We start from the raw sequence: 19,011 nt of genomic DNA on the forward strand, positions 1-19,011 counted from the left end.
CGGTTTCCCGCAAAAAAATATGTTGAATCCTGCATATTAGACATTTTCAATGATCCCCAGTTTTATTCCCTTCAGAACAGCACTGACTCTGCAGTCTACATCCAGTTTTTCAAAAATATTTGTAATATGATGCTCTACGGTTCTTTTACTCACCTTTAAAACGGAGGAAATTTCATCATTCTTTATACCGGTTGCAACCAGTCTTAAGACTTCTTTCTCTTTATCTGTTAATCTCATCCCTTTGGGCATTCTTTGTAATCGAGCTGGAATGATAGTATTTCCTAAATAACTTTGTTTAATTGCATTAATAATCGTTTGATAGGAAGCATCCTTCGGGATAAAGGCACTAACACCTTGTTCTAATGCATTCATATGATACTCTTCACTATAAAACCCTGACACTAAAACGACTTTAATTTCCCCTTCATATTGATGAACAATTTTTCTGGTTAATTCCAACCCGTTCATATTCGGCATCCTTACATCTGAGATCACAATATGAGGCATTAAATCCGGTAAGGATTCTAAAGCTTCAAAAGCATTACTAAAAGAGCCGACGACTTCTATTTCCTCATCCTCCCTTAACCATGATAATAATCCTTTTAATACAACCTGATGGTCATCCACCAAGATAATTTTAATTCGTTCTTTCATAAACATCCCCATCCTTTTTTGAATTAGGAATTGTAATCACAAAGGTTGTCCCGCTCCAACGGTTACGATAGATATCAAAGGTTCCTCGTAAATAGTTAACCTTCCTTTTGATCGAAACAAGTCCAAATCTTCGGTTTTTAGTTAAGTTCTTATGGAGGTCCGTCAGCTCGATTCCTTCGCCGTCATCCTCGACTTCTATAATGAATACATCCCCTTCCATGATGAAGTTCAAAGCCAGTTTGGATGCTTTTGCATGTTTCAGAACATTGTTCACTAGTTCTTTGACCATTCGAAATGAAGCTAACTTTAGTGGCAGTGGCAATTCATTTTCAACAAAGGTCTCATATTCGGACGTGACAATTAAATCGGAACTCCGCTGCACTTCTCGAATTAAATAATCAACGGCTTTTTTAAAGCCTATATCTTCAACGAGAGATGGATAAAGGTCAAAGCATAGGTTCCTTAAATCGAATAGAGCATTTTCTAAATTCTCCAACATATAATTTACTCTTTTTTTATTATTCTGATTTTTATCTTCACGTAATTCCTTTAAGTCACGTAATACAAAAATAAGGCTTTGAATAATAGAATCATGGAGATAGTGGGAAATTTTCTCCTTCTCCTCCTCCAATTTTTCTATAAAATAATAATCATCATTCATTTCTTTGCTGAAACTTAGTTCATCTGTTTTATTTAATCGTTTTATATACTCAATTCTGATATCCTCTAATTCTTTCATATAGGAAAGAAAATTCGAAATTTGGAATACATATTTTTCTAATAACATTCGATCCAACTTGCCTTTTTCTTTCATTCCAATAATTAAAAGGTGTCCAATTACTTTCCTATTACAAATAATTGGCACTTGATCTGAGATTTGATTTTGCAGTTCTGGCTGAATTGATAATTTTCTCTGACGATTTACTTTAATACCAGTCGTAATATCATCATCTAATTCATTAGAATAGATACATTCAGTATGAAAATGATTTAGCAATACAATGATAGAACCTTTAGCATCAACCATTCTACTTAGCTCATTTATGATAAATTCTAGCATTTCCCTGGTATAGTTATTTTGCTTATACTTTGTAAGAACTCCCACAATAGTCTGCTGATTTTCTTTCCGTCTGTAATTTCTTGCTGTATTCCATCCAATAATATGAGAATATGTCATCTGAGCCCCCCAAAAAAAGAAGAGGGAGAACAACAGAACTAATGCTGTATTTCCAGTTTTTTTCTGAAAACTATACAATAATAAAAAAGTTATAATAACCACTATTGAATAAAGGATTCTAATAATAAAATTGGGAACTATCATAAAAAAATTCAAATCACCTTTTTTTAACAATATATAAGAACAAATGACCGGAATTAAAAATAAAAAAAAGGTCGTACTGACAAAGCTGACTTCCTCAATATTCCAAATCATTGGAACCATGTAAAAAATAATCGTAGGCAAATAGCCTAACAAAGAACAAAAAAGCAAAAGCTTGACCTGATAACGTTCCTTGATATTAATTTTCCTCAAAGAGATTAGTGCTAATAAAAAGGGCATGGCAACAAGTGAAAAAACAACTGGAAGCATAATTCCTTTTATTAAGAAAGCTATTAGTATATATGGTAGTTCAAAGATAAGATGACAGAACACAAACACTGTGAAGCCAATTGCCATTACAAAAGATACAGTTGAAGTTATTCTCGCTACTTTTGCCTCAGTGATACTCACAGGAAAAAACAATATAAATTTCACTAAATAATAAGAAAACCAGATGAGACTTAAACAAAAAATAATACGGCTGGACAAAAAACCAAAAGCAGATGGAACTGCTGACAAAAGAGCAAAGCTCATTCCCAGGTTAAATAATAAAAAATACTTGCTATAGTGAACATAATGCTTTTTATAATAAGTAACGATACCTAGAGATAAAAAATGCAAAGAAAAAAAGGTCATGATGAAATAAGAAATGATATTGTGTTTTCCACTTATAGGAACCCTAAAATGAATGATCTCTCCTGAACGTTCAACAGAAAAAGAAGAAACCTGCTCTAAGATCAGCCATTTTTTTAAAATATAATGATTTAACTGCTTGTCTCCATCGATGAGTTCAATCACATCACCCGGTTTTACTCCCAACTCTTCTCCAATCCCCGTTGTCATGGTACTCTCAACCATCCAATGGGATTCGTTTGGAATTAATTTAATTCCTAAAAACGGATATTGAGCCACTTTTATTCCAAAATAGCAAAAATACGTCAGGTATAACAAAGTAATACTTAATAGAACGATATGTATTATTTTATGTTTATTTAGATTAAACACTTCTTCCTCCTGTTTATATAAAGCAATGCACGTAAGATATGGGCTAGATTGCACAATAGTTTTTTAGCTAGAGAAGCAATCCGGATTTATTTTTCATTTATTTTATAATAATACAAATTATTCCGGTTTAATTTATTTTCGACATTTTTTAATAACTTAACAATTTAAGAAGGGGAAAAGTAGGTACAGACTCTTAAAATGCGAAAACAGTTTTATTCACTCCCTGATAGGAAAGGCTTTTTCGCGCTTTATTTCTGATTTTTATTCAGACATTAAATTCAAAGAAAATGGATGGGATTCCTATTCCAATCCTTCCTGTCTTCTATTCACACCTTTATCCATACTTGCCCCACAGGAATATTTAGGGCTAATAAGGTTTTAACTAATTCCTAAGCCCATGTCCATCGTCACCTATTAATACCCTACAATCATTATCGAATAAGATGGACACAAATGGATTTTAATAAAAATATTCCAATTATCTCTATTTTTCTCATTCTAACATAAATAGTCCTTTTTTCCTATGAGAATATTAACTTCTTAAAGATAATATGATTAACGCTTGAGGCCAAGAGCATCCATTCTAACTAGAAAGGAGGACGGTTCTGGTGCAAAAAATTCAAAATTTCTGCAAGTATTCTCTCAAACTTGAACACCTTAAAAAATTTGTCTAGTTTAGTGTTGACATGCCAGATAACGAAATAAAACTCAAAGCGATAATCAATCGAGTGTGTATCGCTGCTTCATTTTTAACGATATGATAAGCAAAGGCATTGATAATACTAGATTCTATCAACCTTTAATCAATCGCAACAATAAGAGGAATATGTGTTCTAGTGTGGATTTTCAATTTAATTTGTGGGACTCTGAAACGAATTAAACGAATACTTATTCAGCCTGGTAAAATTAATTTTGCTGTAGCTCGAATCTGAAGCATGATAAATAGCAGTGATCAATAAAAAGAGAATAAAGCGAAGTCCGCAAGGTTTAAAGTCATTATCAGAAAGAGGACTTTCTCAAAGAGACGATATTGTATGATATCCGAAAGCTTGTTCAAGAAATTGATAAAGAACACTATTTGAAAGAACTTGAAGCTAAGTCAAAAAAATCAAAAAAGGGTGTCCAACAGAAGCTTGATAAGCTTAACACGCAAATGGATGTAAAAGAAGACGGCACACCGGTTATTCAATACCGATTTGCCGCCCCAACATTTGAATAGATGCAGGTTTTCCCCTTATAGGGAGCCTGCTTCTTATTTTAAAATCATCTGCGATACTACTTCAACATGCGTCGTCATCGGGAACATATCTACTGGTTGTAAATCCGTTGTTTTATAACCACCATCTTCAAGGATTCGTAAGTCTCTTGCCAGCGTTCCTGGATTACATGAAACATAAACGACTTTCTTCGGTTTCATGTCTATAATCGTGTTTAATAAAGATTCGTCACAGCCTTTACGCGGTGGATCGACGACTAACACATCGGCCGTATTTCCTTCTTTATACCAATCGGTAATCACCGTTTCCGCTGCGCCGACCGCAAATTCTGCGTTTGTGATTTCATTCAATTGCGCATTACGGCGTGCATCTTCAATTGCTTCTGGAACAATTTCAACACCGAACACTTTTTTCGCTTTTTGAGCTAAAAACAGTGAAATCGTGCCGATTCCGCAATATGCATCAATGACCGTTTCTTCGCCTGTCAGCCCTGCATATTCTAATGCTTTTTCGTACAGCACCTTCGTTTGGTCTGGGTTCACTTGATAAAATGATTTAGCGGAGATTGCAAACTTTACATCGCCAATAAAGTCATAAATCACTTCACTTCCCCAGAGAATATTCATTTTTTCTCCTAAAATAACATTCGTTTTCTTCGAATTTACATTATGAACAATAGACTTCACATGCGGCAGACGTGCAATTATTTCTTTCACTACTGTTTCTACAAATGGGATACTGTCTGTTCTTGTAACAAGAACAACCATTAATTCACCTGTTTGTTTTCCATAGCGAGCCATAATATGTCGAAGTACACCTTTATGTGTTTTTTCATTATAAGCAGGAATATGGAGATTGCTAAAGATTTCCTTCACTGCTTGTACGGCCTCATTAATCACCCGATGCTGAATAATACTTTCTTTCGTTTCCACAATATCGTGACTGCGCGGCTTAAAGAAACCGGCGATTAGCTTTCCATCCTTTTCACCGACAGGCACTTGAGCTTTGTTACGATAGTGGGTAGGTTCTTCCATCCCAATAATCGGGTGAACCATCACATCTTCTAACTTACCGATTCTAGTCATTACTTCACGTACTTGCTTCTCTTTGAATGCAAGTTGCCCTTTATAGCTTAAATGCTGAATTTGACATCCACCATATCGATTCTGATCTTCCATTGATAGATCGACGCGCTCTGGACTTTTCTCAAGAAGTTCGGTTAGGCGACCAAACGCGTAGCCATTATTTGTTTTCGTTACTTTAATTACCGCTCGCTCCCCTGGCAAAGCGTTAGCAACAAAAATCGGATAGCCTTCAACTTTAGCTACCCCCGCTCCATCATGGGTTAAATCTTCAAATGTTACTTCTATGTACTCATTTTTCTTTACCGGAATAGTTTTCTTCATGATTTACCTTCTCTTTTCCTTTTAACTAGCAGTATTTTATCACATCTAGCACTATTCACCAAACAGTTCCTTTTTTCATAAAAATAATATAGAAAGAAAAACTCTCGTACATGATGCATAAAAAAATCGTTTCTTAAGAAAAATAAGGTAAAAAGAGGTGAGTATAATGGGATTGTTTAGTGGAATTTCAGCATGGAACGCAAATCGAATTGAAAAACATCGCGCTAAAATGGAGGAGAAAGGGTTTTGCCCAGATTGTTACGGACGCGGTTACAGCTCCTTTGTGCCGACGGAGTATCATTTTTCTGATATTCATGACTGTCCCGGCTGCAACGGTAGCGGCACTTATGCAGATTGGGCAGCAATGAATGGACAAAATGAACAGCAATTGTAAATAGTCCATTCTACTATCTATCATTTATCTATCGATTACTATAAATAAAACCAATAAAAAAATACGGTTTCAAACCGTATTTTTTTATTGCAATATTTTTACCAGATATTGATATTGATGATGATGGATTATAATCCTATCAGCAATCTTATAGCCTACTTTTGTATATAGCTGTTGTGCCTTTTTATTATCTTCTTCAACAGCTAAAGAAATACGCTTGTATCCTTTTGCTTTGGCATATTGTTCCGCAACCTGAAGGAGTTTCGTTCCGATTCCCTTTCCACGGAAAGCAGAATCCACACATAATGTGTCAATATAGAAATCCCCTTCTTTTGCTTCCTTCTCTAACTTAAAGGTTGGGTTGTTTTTCAACACTCGTAAACGAGCAGCTAATGGTTCATCCAATTTCTCTGCATCTCCGCCATCATAGCCTAACAGTACCCCAGCAACTGAACCATCTATTTCACATACGGTACAATTCTCATAACTAAGTCTATTTCCTTTTTGTGTAAAGAAATCAGCTAGTACAGCCAAAACTCTTTCTTCCTCTTTTTCGCCTGTTAATGATTCCGCAATATCTTTAATCGCATCACGAAATAACCTGACAGCCTTTTTAGCATCCGCTTGAACAGCTTGTCTAATTAACATAGCACATCCCCTTTATTGATTCTCTGGATCATCTGCTAACGTATTACGAGGAATAAACACTTCAAAATGGCGATATTGATTAACAAATTCTGCCGGAGTCACTCCGCCAAATTCACCGTCTAGATTCAACATCATTTTTTCTTTTGTTGTTACTTTAATTCGATTAGCCTTAACATAAATTACATTTTTATCATGAACATGCTCACCGCGTATCGCCAGCGTAACGATTCGAACAAAATCAGCCAGATTAGCTTTTTTCAAAATGAGCAGCGTAAACATGCCATCATTCAAAGAAGCATCAGGTGCTAACTTTTCAAAACCGCCAACTGAGTTTGTATTCGCTACCAAAAATAGCATAATTTCGCCTTCAAAAAGCTTTCCGTCATATTCAATCGTTACTTCACTCGCTTTAAATGAAGGCAGCATTTCAATTCCTTTTATATAATAAGCAAGTTGTCCAAGCATCGTTTTGAGCTTGCTTGGTACTTCATATGTTAGCTCAGTTAGACGACCTCCGCCAGCAATATTAATGAAGTATTTATCATTCATTTTACCAATATCAATTGGCATCGTATGTCCATCTGCAATGATATCAGCTGCACCTTCAATCGACTTCGGTAAATGCAAGGCTCGCGCAAAGTCATTCGTTGTGCCGGTCGGAATAATACCAAGCTTCGGACGTTTCTCCGCTCGGGCTAATCCATTGACAACCTCATAAATCGTTCCGTCACCACCCGCTGCAATTACCACATCATAACCCCGCTCAATCGCAATTTCAGCCGCTCGTGTCGCGTCACCTTCGCCTGTCGTCATATGACAGGAAGCTTCATATCCAGCTGCCTCAAGTCTTGCTAGCACTTCAGGTAAACTTTTCTTCATCGCTTCCCGTCCTGATGTCGGGTTATAGATTAATCTTGCTCTTTTCATTTCCCATCATCCTTCAAATAGATTCCACAAATTACATGTTAACGTTCCTTTTTGAAAAAAGCAACGTAGCTTTTTTTCGAAAAAACAAGGACCATTATACCGATTCTCTAGTAATCAACTTCAAGAAGAAATTATATAGCAATTTATTCTAAAACTCTAGTTTTAATAACAGAGTAGACATGATTATCCCAAATATCTACCATAAAAAGCAAGATATCTTTGAGTTTCTTATTTTAACTAAACAAAAAGAGGATGTTCATAAGCGTTTAACCCATAGGACATCCCCTTTTATACATCAATTAACTATTCTACTATTCTGCTGGATTCAACTAGCAGACTCTTTTTCCTCTAATGTCAGAACCCCATCTGTCATCTTATACACTTTATCAAAATAACCAATTAAGCGCGTATCATGAGTGACAACAATGGTTGTTGTATTCTTATTCTTTGTTTCATTCTTTAAAAGCTCCATCACTTCGTACGCACGATCTGAGTCAAGCGATGCTGTTGGTTCATCTGCCAAAATAATTGATGGGTTACTATACAACGCTTTCGCTATCGCTACCCGCTGACGTTGGCCTCCAGATAAATCCGCTGGGTATTTATTACGAAGACCTTCAATGCCTAGATCATGATAAAGCTGCTCTAATTCAGTTTTTGTCATGTTTCCCTTTTTTACTTTATCCAGCAACTTCATCTGTTTATCTACCGTCAGAAAAGGAATTAAATTAGAAGCTTGCAAAATAAAGCCAATCTCTTGCAGTCGAATCTTTGAGCGCTTCTTCTCATTTAATGACGTAAGCTTTTGGTTATTAATAATAACATCACCTGTAGAAGGAGTGAGTAACCCGCCCACAATCGTTAAAAAGGTACTTTTGCCTGAACCGGATGGACCGATAATAGCGATAAGCTCTCCTCTGCCAGCCTGAAAGTTTGTTTCCTTCAGTGCATTAACTTTTGTATGCCCTGTACCAAAAGACTTCGTTACATGACTTAATTCTAAAGCCGTCATTCTTTACCCTCCTATCGCTTTTAAAGGATCAATTTTCACAATGGTACGCACGGAAAATAAAGCGCCTAATACAGCAACAACAATTGATAGTATGCCATATACAATCATGGTTACTATATCAAAAGACACAGGCACTGCACTTGGCAAAAAGGCACCCGAAATAAGAGTTAATAGAAAACCTACACATACACCAATAGCTGCCAAAATGAAAGTTTGAGCCACAACTGATCGAGATAAATAGCCATTAGAAATCCCTTGTGCTTTCATGACACCAAACATACTAATCTTTTGAACCGTTAACACGTATAAGAAAATAGCAACAATAACGGCGGAAATAATACATAAAAAGTAAATCATAAAGTTTAACGTTAAATTTTGTTCCGTATAACCCGGTAAATTTTCGATAAACGTCTCAATTTCAATCGCTTCTAATTCATCATCTTTCGTAAGAGCAGATACATCATCTGCGCGTACAACAATCCCATTTATTTGATCTTTATTCACCTCTGCCGCTTCGCCATATTTTACTTTATGAAAGGTCGATAATTCACCATAGAGAACAGGAGCTGCATTAAATCGTCCTTCATCTGTAAAACCAACAATTGTGACCGTTTCCTCCGTGGAAGATAAATCTAATTCATCCCCTATTTGAAAACCTTCTTCTTTTAATGCATCACTAGCAATCACTTCATTACTTTTTGAAAAAGCTTTACCTTCCGTCACATTAGGCATAATAAATTCATCTTCACGGATACCAAAGATTGCTACATTTTTCTTTGTATCACCGTTACTAGCAATCGCATTCATCTGACTGATTACTGCCGTTTCTTCAGCTTCGATACTCTCTACATCATCAAGGGTCAGCGATGATTGAAGCAAACTTTTATCAGATTCTTCCGTTAAAACAATACCCGTTGCGTCCCATTTGTCTACTGATTCTCTATTCAGGTTAGCAAGCCCTGTTGCCAAACCAGATAAAAAGAAAACCAAGTAAGAAATAAGCATTAACACGCCCATAATTAAAGTAAATCTTAATTTATTCTTCTTGATTTCATTCCAGGCTAAAAACATTTCTTCACATCCTTTTAACAAAAATAATACAACGCGGTAAAATGTTTGTATATAGTCTATTCGCAAACTTTATACAAAGTGTTAATTTTTTATGAATTTTAGAGAGGGATGTATCTAAAACCCATTAACTTAAAAGTTCATATTCCCTCTTTCCCTAATAAAAACCTCACATCCACATTTAATTCCAATGTCAAAGTATTGTATAATGTTATATCATTAACATTGTACATTGAGGAAATATTCGTTATACCTTAAATTAGATAATAAAATCTTAGGATTCGAGTACCTTGTTGAAAGGATGAAAAACATGAGCGAACCTGATATCAGCGGGATGTACTATATACAACAAGTCGCGGATCTTACAGGACTATCTAAGCAAGTTATCCGCAAATGGGAAGAGAGATATGAACTTGTTCAACCGAAGAGATTAGAGAATGGATATAGAATATATAGTAAACAAGATGTAAACATCATTTTAGAAGTTAAAGCACTATCAGAGCAAGGATGTCCTATTAAACAAGCTGTTGCCCTGGCAAAAGAGAAAGGTGGGTCGAAAGATGATATCTTTCTTAAACAGGAAACTATCCAACACCATAAAGGGTTGAACAACTATGTCTTTCAACTGCTCGAAAAAGGGAACCATTGTAATGAATTAGAACTAAATCTTATATTACAACAAGCCTATCATCGCGTTGGATTGGATATGTTTTTAACATCCATCGTTATTCCTTTTTTAAAAGAAGTCGGGAGGAAATGGGAGAAAGGAGAATGGAGTGAATATCAAGAGGCTATCTCAAGTCTTGCTGTACGAGACTTTTTAGTACAAATTCGTCGAAGCTACCAATGTAGAGATGACGCTCCTTTAATTATAGGTGCATGTCTCCCATATGAACAGCACGAAGTACCTTTGCATATTCTATTGCTTCAATTTATGGTAAGAGGTTGGAAAACGATATTAATAGGGGCCTCACCCGCTCCCGGCTCAATTGAATTATTAGTGAGCAAACTAAAGCCTGCTAAAGTTTTGCTCTCTGCTACAACGACGCTTCCTTTCAAACAAAATCCTTCTCTGCTGCAAACTCTTGATCAATTCGCTGCAGAAAATAGAAAGATTGATTTTTATCTTGGAGGCAGCGGCTCAATCGAGTATACAGCCGCAGATGACATCACGCTACGTGCAATTCATCTTACAAACTCTATTGAAGAAATTATGAATGATAACGATTTAAGTTAATTTCACTGAATCACATAAAAAAACAGGAAGTCGTTACCTCCCTGTTTTTTTCATGTATAACGTCTTCAAACACTACTTCATTTCTATTTCCCAACGATTTAATCAAACGTTTGATTAAATCGTTCCCTCCTACTCATGACGGGATTTTCGAGCAAGTATAATCATACAAACCGTAATCATCAAGAAAGCGACAAAAGCTAGAAAAGGAATCGTAATAAACCCTAACCAATTAATATATTCCCCCGAACATGGAACACCGCTTGTACATATTTCAAATTGTTGTAGAGACGGCACTTTTTGCAGACTATAGTGATAGCCTGACACGAGTAGACCTAAAATCGATAGAGGAAGAATATAGCGATACACCTTCTGATCTTGATCGTAGAAAGCCCTGCCTAACAAAATCACTAACGGATACATCAAAATTCTTTGATACCAACAAAGCGTGCACGGTACATAATGAAGAACTTCACTAAAGTACAAACTTCCCGTTGTCGCAATAATGGCGATAATCCAAGAAAACAGCAGTGATTTATTCATTGCTTACTTCTCCTTTGCGGCTTCATCTACCATCTTTTCTAAATCCTCAAGCGTATTTCCTTCAAACTTTTTACCATCTACAAATATCGCCGGAGTTCCTGTTACTCCTAATTCACTTGCAGCGTCCATATCCACCTGCCATGCTTCTTCAGCCGATTTCGCCTTAAAAGTCTTCACTACTTTAGCAGCATCACTTTTGCTCACAATTTCTTTCAATGTATCTTCTAAAAATTTATCAGTATAGACGTCCACTTTTTCATATTTAAGGTCATCAGGCTGTTTAGTAAATAATAGCTCATGGAATTTCCAGAACGTCTCGTTCCCTAACTCCTGATAAACCGCCTCAGCAAATTTAGCCGAACGTTCTGAATCAACGTTAATAAACGAGTAATTCATAAAATAAAATTGAGCCTTTCCGCTATCAATCAAAGCTTCTTTCATTAGAGGAAAAAAGCCCTTTTCAAAAGCTTTACAAGCTGGGCATTTATAGTCACCAAACTCAACAATTTGAACAGGAGCGGACTCTTCCCCTAAATAAGGCTGTCCTTGATAATCCATTTCAAAAGTGGACTCTTGATCTTTTCCTTGTGCTAAAAATATAAAGCCGATAATAATAACTGCAACTAAGCCAATAATCCAAAAAGTAAATGTTGAAGATTGATTCTTTTTATTTTTCTTATTCGCCATTATGTACCTCCATCCTTTATTTTGCTAATCGTCCTCCATATCATACTATTAATAGTGCAATTACTTAAATAGAAAGTACTACACATTTTAAATGTGTAATCAATCAGATTTTCTCACCTATAAAAAACCGCACCACTTGTAAAAAGTGATACGGTTTTTGCATTATAGTTTGTTTAACTCTTGTACTAATAATTTATTTACAAGCTGTGGATTCGCTTGTCCTTGTGTTGCTTTCATCACTTGACCAACAAGGAAGCCCACTGCTTTTTTCTTACCAGCTTTAAAGTCTTCAACAGATTGAGGACTATTAGCAATCGCTTCTTCAATCGCTTTAAGAAGAGCACCTTCATCCGAAATTTGAACAAGACCTTTTTCTTTAACGATTGTTTCAGCATCTCCGCCATTTTCAACAAGCTCTTTGAAAACCGTTTTGGCGATTTTAGAAGAAATCGTCCCGTTTTCAATAAGCTTAATCATTCCAGCTAATGCCTCAGCTGTTAATGCTGTATCATGTAACTCTTTGTTTTCTGTCTTTAAGTAAGCAGAAAGTTCACCCATAATCCAGTTCGAAGCTTGTTTTGCTTCTGCACCTGCTAATACCGAAGCTTCAAAGAAGTCCGCTGTTTCTTTCGTCACCGTTAAAACGGCAGCATCGTAAGCTGGTAACCCTAGCTCTTCCACATAACGTTTTTGACGTGCATCTGGAAGCTCTGGAATTTCCGCCGCAATGCGTGCTTTCCATTCTTCATCGATATGAATCGTTAACATATCCGGCTCTGGGAAATAACGATAGTCATCAGAACCTTCTTTAACACGCATAAGAAGCGTTTTTCCTGTCGCTTCATCAAAACGACGTGTTTCTTGCTCAATAACGCCGCCTTCGCTCAATACTTCTGCTTGACGAATTTCTTCGTACTCTAAGCCTTTACGAACGAAGTTAAAGGAGTTCAAGTTTTTCAATTCTGCTTTTGTACCGAATTCCTTTTGACCAACTGGACGTAATGAAATGTTCGCATCGCAGCGAAGAGAACCTTCTTCCATTTTACAATCCGAAACACCTGTATATTGGATGATTGATTTTAATTTTTCCAAATATGCATATGCTTCTTCTGGAGATGAAATATCCGGTTCAGAAACGATTTCAACAAGCGGTGTTCCTTGACGGTTGTAATCACAAAGAGAAACACCATAGTTTGTATGTGTTAGTTTACCCGCATCTTCTTCCATATGAATACGCGTAATACCAATTCGTTTCGTTTTTCCATTTACTTCAATATCAATCCAGCCATGTTCACCAATCGGTTGGTCGAATTGAGAGATTTGATACGCTTTCGGATTATCCGGATAAAAGTAGTTTTTACGATCGAATTTTGTAATCGGCGCAATTTGACAGTTTAACGCCATTGCCGCTTTCATTGCATAATCAACCGCTTTTTTGTTCACAACAGGCAGCACACCAGGATATCCAAGGTCAATAACTGTTGTGTTGCTATTTGGAGCGGCACCGAAGTGGTTCGGACTGCTTGAGAAAATTTTTGAATCTGTTTTTAATTCTACGTGCACTTCAAGACCAATAACCGTTTCAAATTCCATTGTTTTTCACCCCTTACAGTTTAGGAAATTGTTTATGAAAATCTGTTGCTTGCTCAAATGCATGAGCTGTGCGATAAACTGTGCTTTCATCAAAATGCTTACCGATAATTTGTAAGCCTAGTGGTAATCCCTCTTTAGAGAAACCACATGGAATCGAAATGCCTGGTACCCCTGCGAGGTTCACTGGAATCGTTAAAATATCGTTCGCATACATCGTTAATGGGTCCTTTACCTGCTCACCAATTTTGAACGCTGGTGTTGGCGCAGTCGGTCCAATAATAACATCGTATTTTTGGAAAACGTCTTCGAAATCTTTTTTAATTAATGTACGTACCTTTTGTGCTTTTTTGTAATATGCATCGTAATAACCAGAGCTTAAAGAGAATGTTCCAAGCATAATACGACGTTTTACCTCGGCTCCAAAGCCTTCTGCACGTGTTTGCTTGTACATATCAATTAAGTTTTCTGCATTATCTGTACGATAACCGTAACGAACACCGTCAAAGCGAGCCAGGTTTGCCGAAGCTTCAGACGAAGATAATAAATAGTAAGCAGCTAGGGCATATTTAGAATGTGGAAGAGATACTTCCTCCCACTCTGCACCTAAGCTTTCTAATACTTTTAATGCCGCTAATACAGAATTGCGTGCTTCTTCTCCAACACCTTCACCAAGATATTCTTTTGGAACGGCAATCTTCAAGCCTTTTACATCACCTGTTAATGCATTCACAAAACTTGGTACGTCAACATTCGCTGATGTTGAATCCATTGGATCAAGTCCAGAGATGGCTTCAAGTAAATATGCATTGTCTTCTACTGTTCTTGTAATCGGACCAATTTGGTCAAGAGATGACGCAAATGCAACTAAGCCAAAGCGAGAAACACGGCCATATGTAGGTTTTAAACCAACTACGCCACAGTAGGCAGCCGGTTGACGAATGGAACCACCCGTATCAGAACCAAGCGAGAATAATACTTCTCCTGCAGCTACAGATGCAGCTGAACCACCTGAAGATCCACCTGGTACATGGTCTGTATTCCATGGATTCTTTGTTGCTTGGAATGCTGAGTTTTCATTAGAAGAACCCATTGCGAATTCATCCATATTTAATTTCCCAATTGTAACCGTTTCTACTTGCTGCAACTTCTGTACAATGGTTGCATCGTAAATTGGGTCAAAGTTCTCCAAAATTTTGCTTGCACAAGTTGTACGTAAATTTTTTGTAACGATATTATCTTTCACACCAATTGGCAACCCAAATAAAGGATTTGTTGTTTCGCCTTTCGCTAACTTTTCATCCAATTGTTTCGCTTGTGTACGCGCATTTTCTTCGTCTAATGTTAAAAATGCTTGTACTTGACCTTCCACCTGTCCGATTCGTTTATACGATTCGTCAACGAGGTCTGTGACGCTAATTTCTTTATTATGTAAACGTTGATGAAGCTCTGAAACCTTTTGTTCGAACAACGACATCATATTCCCTCCTTATTCAATAATAGATGGCACACGAATATACCCATCTTCATGATCCGGGGCATTCTTCACGACCTCTTCAATTGGTAAACCTGGTTTAGCTACATCTTCTCGCATAACGTTTTTCATATCTAATACATGAGAAGTCGCAACTACTTGATCTGTATCTAATTCATTTAATTGCTCTGCAAATGAAATCATTTTATCTAGTTGATCTTGGAATTGCTTTGCTTCCTCTTCCGTAATCGCAAGACGAGCCAAATGAGCAACATGTTTAACTTGTTCCATAGAAATACGTGACATTCTCTTCACCTCCGCTAATTTTAAAAAAGCGCAAACGACTGAATCAGCTCGTTGGGAAATAGACATTGACTCAACAGGCACTTTGGGCTTTTAAGGACCACCATCTTTTTCATACCGAGCTAGCCGCTAGACACTAAAATATCTTGAAAATTTTTAGACTTTTTTATTTTGTAAAACCGCTAAAATCATCCTTTAAATCATATCAAACTATTGCAGAATAAAGCAACATCGGAAACGTTGTCGAAATTCAAAACATCTACAAATATTTTCTGGGAAATAACAGAATCATGGCGAAATTTCCGAGAAAAAAGGATGAAGCTATAATCAGCTTCATCACTTTCCTACTCATAAATATGGACCGTTGGTTCATCCTGATTCGTTTCGCGAACAATTAACGCTTCTGGTCCGTTGACAGAAGTAATTGATACTTGAATGGAAATATATTTCGGGAATCGCTCCATAATCAAACCAGCTACATATTGTGTAAATCCAATCGCTTCAGAATTTCCATAAAACTGAATCGGAATGTCGATATTTAAACTTTGTAGTTGCTTATCTATATAAAAAGCTCGTCCAATGACACCATTAAAGTTAGGGAAATATTGCTCTACATCTTCTTTAAAATTCGTAAAGGTATTCACATCATCACGATATTTCTTTTCGGCAGTTGAAGAAGGAAATAAGTAATATTCTTCATCCAAATCGACCCATTTACTAATTTCACTCGATTTATGATTAATATTTGTATAGGAAATAAAATTCCCCGGCACAACGGATGATTTTTCTTTTTGTTCAAATAAAGCAATTGTAATCGGAATATCTTTCATCTCGTCCATTGAGCGTAGTCGCTTCAATACTTGCCCAGCAATTTTCTTCCCTTCCTTTTCTAATTCAGAACTGCTAATATCCGTCTCGTACGTAGCACCATATGCTTCTTTCTGATAATAATGAACCGAATTCAGTGCTAAACCAATTACGACACCACCAAGACTTACTTTATTGTTATCCGATTTGACCAGATAGTTGTGCTCTAAAATATGTGCTAAATAAATGGGATTTTCTTCATTTCGTTTAGCAATATCTCCTGTTCCTGGATCAACCGGATTTAATCCTAGATTCTCGGATTCTTTTCGACTTTTTTCCTTTAGCTGTTCTTTCGTATATTTACGTTCTAACCACCTAGAAATCGTTTTATTGTCCAATAGTTGTCCTTCTTGGAACAAGTAGTCATCCGGATCAAATTGAGTTTGAGCAATTCGCATTAAACCATTTTCAAATTCCTCAATGTCGTATCTAGTATTCAAATTGGAGACGACAAGACCGCGGGCTTTCGATGGCTCAAATGGTAGAATCGTTTGATAGTACTCATCTGAAATTTTATATTTCGGGATGATTGCTGTTTCCTTTTTATCTTCTGAATCTTGGACCACCTCTTGTTCTTTATCAAAACTTGGGGCACACCCAGCAAGCAGCAAAACAAGAACCATTCCGAGAATGGAGTGTTTCTTCATCATGTACACCTCTTATTTATTTAGTTCTTCAATGAGTTGCTCCTCATCCCATACGGTAATTCCGAAGCTTTCTGCTTTCGCAAGCTTAGAGCCCGCATCTTCACCAGCAATCACTAAATCTGTTTTTTTACTCACACTGCCCGCTACGTTTGCGCCTAGTGCTTCTAACTTTTCTTTTGCTTCATTCCTCGTTAATTGTACTAGTTTCCCCGTTAAAACAACCGTTTTACCAGCAAAAATAGAATCTACTTCATCTGCCGCTACTGGTTTAGCCCCTTTATAAGCAAGGTTCACACCCACTGCCTCTAATTCATCGATTAATGCAGAAACTTCGTCTAATTCGAAGTAAGTCACAATTGAATCTGCCATCTTTTCGCCAATTTCATTAATGGCAGTTAGTTCTTCAACAGTTGCCTGACGCAGGGCATGAAGTGTCCCCAATTGCTGAGCTAGTGTTTTCGCTGCTTTTGCACCAACATGACGAATTCCAAGACCAAACAGTAATTTTTCAAGTGAATTATCCTTCGATGCTTCAATCGCTTGAAGTAAATTATTAACGGATTTTTCCCCCATTCTTTCTAAGCCAATCAGTTGCTCATACGTTAGCTTATAAATATCCGCTACATCCTGAATAAGTTGCTCCTTGAACAATTGACTAATGACTTTTTCTCCAAGACCATCGATATTCATAGCCGTCCGTGAAACAAAGTGAATAAGCCCTTCTCGAATTTGAGCCGGACATTTTGGGTTGATGCATCGTAATGCCACTTCCCCTTCAAGTCTAACTAGCTCGCTATCACATTCTGGACATTCTGTTGGCATACGAAATTCTACTTCGTCTCCTGTTCGACGATCTACTAAAACATTCACCACTTCTGGAATAATATCTCCCGCCTTTTTTACAACGACTGAATCACCTATTCGAATATCCTTTTCACGAATTAAGTCTTCATTATGAAGCGAAGCACGTTGAACCGTTGTTCCAGCTACGCGTACAGGATCAAGAATTGCCGTAGGAGTTAACACGCCGGTACGACCAATTGATAATTCGATATCACGAAGAATTGTCACCACTTCTTCTGCGGGAAATTTATAAGCAATCGCCCAACGTGGACTTTTCGCTGTATAGCCTAATTGCTCTTGCTGCTCCAAAGAATCCACCTTAATAACAATTCCATCAATCTCATACGCTAAATGTGGCCGTTTTTCGGTCCAGTCTTCAATAAAAGCCAGTACATCTTCAATCGTCTCACAGCGTTTTCGTTCCTGATTCGTTTTAAAGCCAAGTTGATCGAGCAAGTCTAATCCTTCACTATGTGACTGAACACCTGTTTCTCCTATATCCGCAATGGCATAAAGAAAAATCGCTAAATTTCGCTTCGCTGCAATTTTAGGGTCAAGCTGTCGCAATGAACCAGCAGCTGCATTTCTCGGATTAGCAAAAGGCTCTTCCCCATTTTCTTCTTTTAATGTATTCAACGCTTCAAATGATTTTTTTGGCATGAACGCTTCACCGCGAACTTCGATAGTAAGGGGCTCGTTCAATTTTAACGGAATGGACTTAATCGTTTTTAAATTAGCGGTTATATCCTCTCCTATTGTACCATCTCCACGTGTCGCACCTTTAACGAAATAACCATTTTCATACTGAAGTGTTACAGCTAGTCCATCAATTTTCAGTTCACACACATAAGAGAAATCATCGCCTACCGCTTGTCGCACTTTTCGATCAAAGTCCCGTAAGTCTCCTTCATTAAAGGCATTCCCAAGACTAAGCATCGGCGAAGTATGTTCTACTTTTTGAAACATGCTCAACACTTCACCACCTACGCGCTGCGTTGGTGAATCAGATGTTTTTAGTTCTGGAAATTTTTCTTCATATTCAATCAGTTCTCGTAAAAGTCGATCATATTCTGCATCTGGAACAGATGGCTTATCGAGGACATGATATTCATAGTTGTATTGATTTAATAAAGCTTGTAATTCACGAACTATCTTTTCAGTTGGTACAGCCATA

General features: G+C 36.9%; 17 protein-coding genes. 3 read left to right on the forward strand and 14 right to left on the reverse strand.

All coding sequences use genetic code 11. From position 1 onward, the window contains the following. Positions 1-36: 36 nt before the first annotated feature. Positions 37-654, reverse strand: coding sequence for a response regulator transcription factor (locus V7068_RS15775; protein ID WP_499713616.1), 618 nt, complete (start codon positions 652-654; stop codon positions 37-39). Continuing rightward, entirely contained in the window at positions 638-2,977 is a 2,340-nt protein-coding gene (locus V7068_RS15780) for a sensor histidine kinase (RefSeq protein ID WP_499713617.1), read from the reverse strand. The genes V7068_RS15775 and V7068_RS15780 overlap by 17 nt, the downstream gene beginning before the upstream one ends. A gap of 1,030 nt (positions 2,978-4,007) precedes the next feature. Here V7068_RS15780 and V7068_RS15785 point away from each other — a divergent pair. Further along, entirely contained in the window at positions 4,008-4,196 is a 189-nt protein-coding gene (locus V7068_RS15785) for a hypothetical protein (protein WP_499713618.1), read from the forward strand. Between the two features lie 33 nt (positions 4,197-4,229). Here the strand turns inward: V7068_RS15785 and rlmD are convergent, their stop codons facing one another. Then, positions 4,230-5,600 carry a 23S rRNA (uracil(1939)-C(5))-methyltransferase RlmD gene (rlmD, locus tag V7068_RS15790; protein ID WP_499713619.1) on the reverse strand — a complete coding sequence of 457 codons (1,371 nt, stop codon included), beginning with the start codon at positions 5,598-5,600 and terminating at the stop codon, positions 4,230-4,232. 166 nt (positions 5,601-5,766) lie between these two features. On the opposite strand from rlmD, the gene V7068_RS15795 reads away from it, so the two are divergent. After that, positions 5,767-5,994 carry a methionine aminopeptidase gene (locus V7068_RS15795; protein WP_375350865.1) on the forward strand — a complete coding sequence of 76 codons (228 nt, stop codon included), beginning with the start codon at positions 5,767-5,769 and terminating at the stop codon, positions 5,992-5,994. A gap of 84 nt (positions 5,995-6,078) precedes the next feature. Here the strand turns inward: V7068_RS15795 and V7068_RS15800 are convergent, their stop codons facing one another. The 4 genes from V7068_RS15800 to V7068_RS15815 all read right to left on the reverse strand — a co-directional run bounded on the left by V7068_RS15800 (position 6,079) and on the right by V7068_RS15815 (position 9,652). Then, the gene (locus V7068_RS15800) at positions 6,079-6,642 is read right to left on the reverse strand and encodes a GNAT family N-acetyltransferase (protein ID WP_499713620.1); all 564 of its coding nucleotides are present in this window, start codon (positions 6,640-6,642) and stop codon (positions 6,079-6,081) included. A gap of 12 nt (positions 6,643-6,654) precedes the next feature. Beyond that, entirely contained in the window at positions 6,655-7,569 is a 915-nt protein-coding gene (locus tag V7068_RS15805; protein WP_375350868.1) for a diacylglycerol kinase, read from the reverse strand. 325 nt (positions 7,570-7,894) lie between these two features. Continuing rightward, positions 7,895-8,581 carry an ABC transporter ATP-binding protein gene (locus V7068_RS15810; RefSeq protein ID WP_499713621.1) on the reverse strand — a complete coding sequence of 229 codons (687 nt, stop codon included), beginning with the start codon at positions 8,579-8,581 and terminating at the stop codon, positions 7,895-7,897. A 3-nt stretch (positions 8,582-8,584) separates the two neighbouring features. Further along, on the reverse strand, positions 8,585-9,652 hold the full coding sequence (locus V7068_RS15815) for an ABC transporter permease (RefSeq protein ID WP_499713622.1): 1,068 nt from the start codon (positions 9,650-9,652) through the stop codon (positions 8,585-8,587). 307 nt (positions 9,653-9,959) lie between these two features. Between V7068_RS15815 and V7068_RS15820 the strand changes: the two genes are divergently transcribed. Further along, entirely contained in the window at positions 9,960-10,886 is a 927-nt protein-coding gene (locus V7068_RS15820) for a MerR family transcriptional regulator (RefSeq protein WP_499713623.1), read from the forward strand. A 129-nt stretch (positions 10,887-11,015) separates the two neighbouring features. On the opposite strand, the gene V7068_RS15825 is transcribed toward V7068_RS15820, so the two are convergent. From V7068_RS15825 to ligA, 7 genes are all read right to left on the reverse strand, one after another. Next, positions 11,016-11,426 carry a disulfide oxidoreductase gene (locus V7068_RS15825; protein WP_252292780.1) on the reverse strand — a complete coding sequence of 137 codons (411 nt, stop codon included), beginning with the start codon at positions 11,424-11,426 and terminating at the stop codon, positions 11,016-11,018. A 3-nt stretch (positions 11,427-11,429) separates the two neighbouring features. Continuing rightward, a complete protein-coding gene (locus V7068_RS15830) occupies positions 11,430-12,113 on the reverse strand; it encodes a DsbA family protein (RefSeq protein ID WP_127758861.1) in 684 nt (227 codons plus the stop codon). A 162-nt stretch (positions 12,114-12,275) separates the two neighbouring features. Beyond that, positions 12,276-13,706 carry an Asp-tRNA(Asn)/Glu-tRNA(Gln) amidotransferase subunit GatB gene (gatB, locus tag V7068_RS15835; RefSeq protein WP_127758860.1) on the reverse strand — a complete coding sequence of 477 codons (1,431 nt, stop codon included), beginning with the start codon at positions 13,704-13,706 and terminating at the stop codon, positions 12,276-12,278. 13 nt (positions 13,707-13,719) lie between these two features. Then, complete coding sequence (gene gatA, locus V7068_RS15840; protein ID WP_499713624.1) at positions 13,720-15,180, reverse strand: Asp-tRNA(Asn)/Glu-tRNA(Gln) amidotransferase subunit GatA; 1,461 nt, start codon at positions 15,178-15,180, stop codon at positions 13,720-13,722. Positions 15,181-15,192: 12 nt separating this feature from the next. After that, entirely contained in the window at positions 15,193-15,483 is a 291-nt protein-coding gene (gene gatC, locus V7068_RS15845) for an Asp-tRNA(Asn)/Glu-tRNA(Gln) amidotransferase subunit GatC (RefSeq protein WP_127758859.1), read from the reverse strand. A gap of 341 nt (positions 15,484-15,824) precedes the next feature. Next, positions 15,825-16,994 carry a CamS family sex pheromone protein gene (locus V7068_RS15850; RefSeq protein ID WP_499713638.1) on the reverse strand — a complete coding sequence of 390 codons (1,170 nt, stop codon included), beginning with the start codon at positions 16,992-16,994 and terminating at the stop codon, positions 15,825-15,827. A 12-nt stretch (positions 16,995-17,006) separates the two neighbouring features. Beyond that, the gene (gene ligA, locus V7068_RS15855; protein ID WP_499713625.1) at positions 17,007-19,010 is read right to left on the reverse strand and encodes an NAD-dependent DNA ligase LigA; all 2,004 of its coding nucleotides are present in this window, start codon (positions 19,008-19,010) and stop codon (positions 17,007-17,009) included. Position 19,011 lies beyond the last annotated feature (1 nt).

The organism is Bacillus sp. JJ634 (genome assembly GCF_036962285.1).
Taxonomy (GTDB): domain Bacteria; phylum Bacillota; class Bacilli; order Bacillales; family DSM-1321; genus Peribacillus; species Peribacillus asahii_A.

What these genes read in the sequence shown, in the direction of transcription:
- gatC (WP_127758859.1), bottom strand. Translation starts at nt 15,483, where the DNA reads ATGTCACGTATTTCTATGGAACAAGTTAAACATGTTGCTCATTTGGCT.
- rlmD (WP_499713619.1), bottom strand. Translation starts at nt 5,600, where the DNA reads ATGAAGAAAACTATTCCGGTAAAGAAAAATGAGTACATAGAAGTAACA.
- V7068_RS15800 (WP_499713620.1), bottom strand. Translation starts at nt 6,642, where the DNA reads ATGTTAATTAGACAAGCTGTTCAAGCGGATGCTAAAAAGGCTGTCAGG.
- gatA (WP_499713624.1), bottom strand. Translation starts at nt 15,180, where the DNA reads ATGTCGTTGTTCGAACAAAAGGTTTCAGAGCTTCATCAACGTTTACAT.
- V7068_RS15775 (WP_499713616.1), bottom strand. Translation starts at nt 654, where the DNA reads ATGAAAGAACGAATTAAAATTATCTTGGTGGATGACCATCAGGTTGTA.
- V7068_RS15820 (WP_499713623.1), top strand. Translation starts at nt 9,960, where the DNA reads ATGAGCGAACCTGATATCAGCGGGATGTACTATATACAACAAGTCGCG.
- V7068_RS15805 (WP_375350868.1), bottom strand. Translation starts at nt 7,569, where the DNA reads ATGAAAAGAGCAAGATTAATCTATAACCCGACATCAGGACGGGAAGCG.
- V7068_RS15815 (WP_499713622.1), bottom strand. Translation starts at nt 9,652, where the DNA reads ATGTTTTTAGCCTGGAATGAAATCAAGAAGAATAAATTAAGATTTACT.
- V7068_RS15830 (WP_127758861.1), bottom strand. Translation starts at nt 12,113, where the DNA reads ATGGCGAATAAGAAAAATAAAAAGAATCAATCTTCAACATTTACTTTT.
- V7068_RS15810 (WP_499713621.1), bottom strand. Translation starts at nt 8,581, where the DNA reads ATGACGGCTTTAGAATTAAGTCATGTAACGAAGTCTTTTGGTACAGGG.
- gatB (WP_127758860.1), bottom strand. Translation starts at nt 13,706, where the DNA reads ATGGAATTTGAAACGGTTATTGGTCTTGAAGTGCACGTAGAATTAAAA.
- V7068_RS15795 (WP_375350865.1), top strand. Translation starts at nt 5,767, where the DNA reads ATGGGATTGTTTAGTGGAATTTCAGCATGGAACGCAAATCGAATTGAA.
- ligA (WP_499713625.1), bottom strand. Translation starts at nt 19,010, where the DNA reads ATGGCTGTACCAACTGAAAAGATAGTTCGTGAATTACAAGCTTTATTA.
- V7068_RS15825 (WP_252292780.1), bottom strand. Translation starts at nt 11,426, where the DNA reads ATGAATAAATCACTGCTGTTTTCTTGGATTATCGCCATTATTGCGACA.
- V7068_RS15850 (WP_499713638.1), bottom strand. Translation starts at nt 16,994, where the DNA reads ATGAAGAAACACTCCATTCTCGGAATGGTTCTTGTTTTGCTGCTTGCT.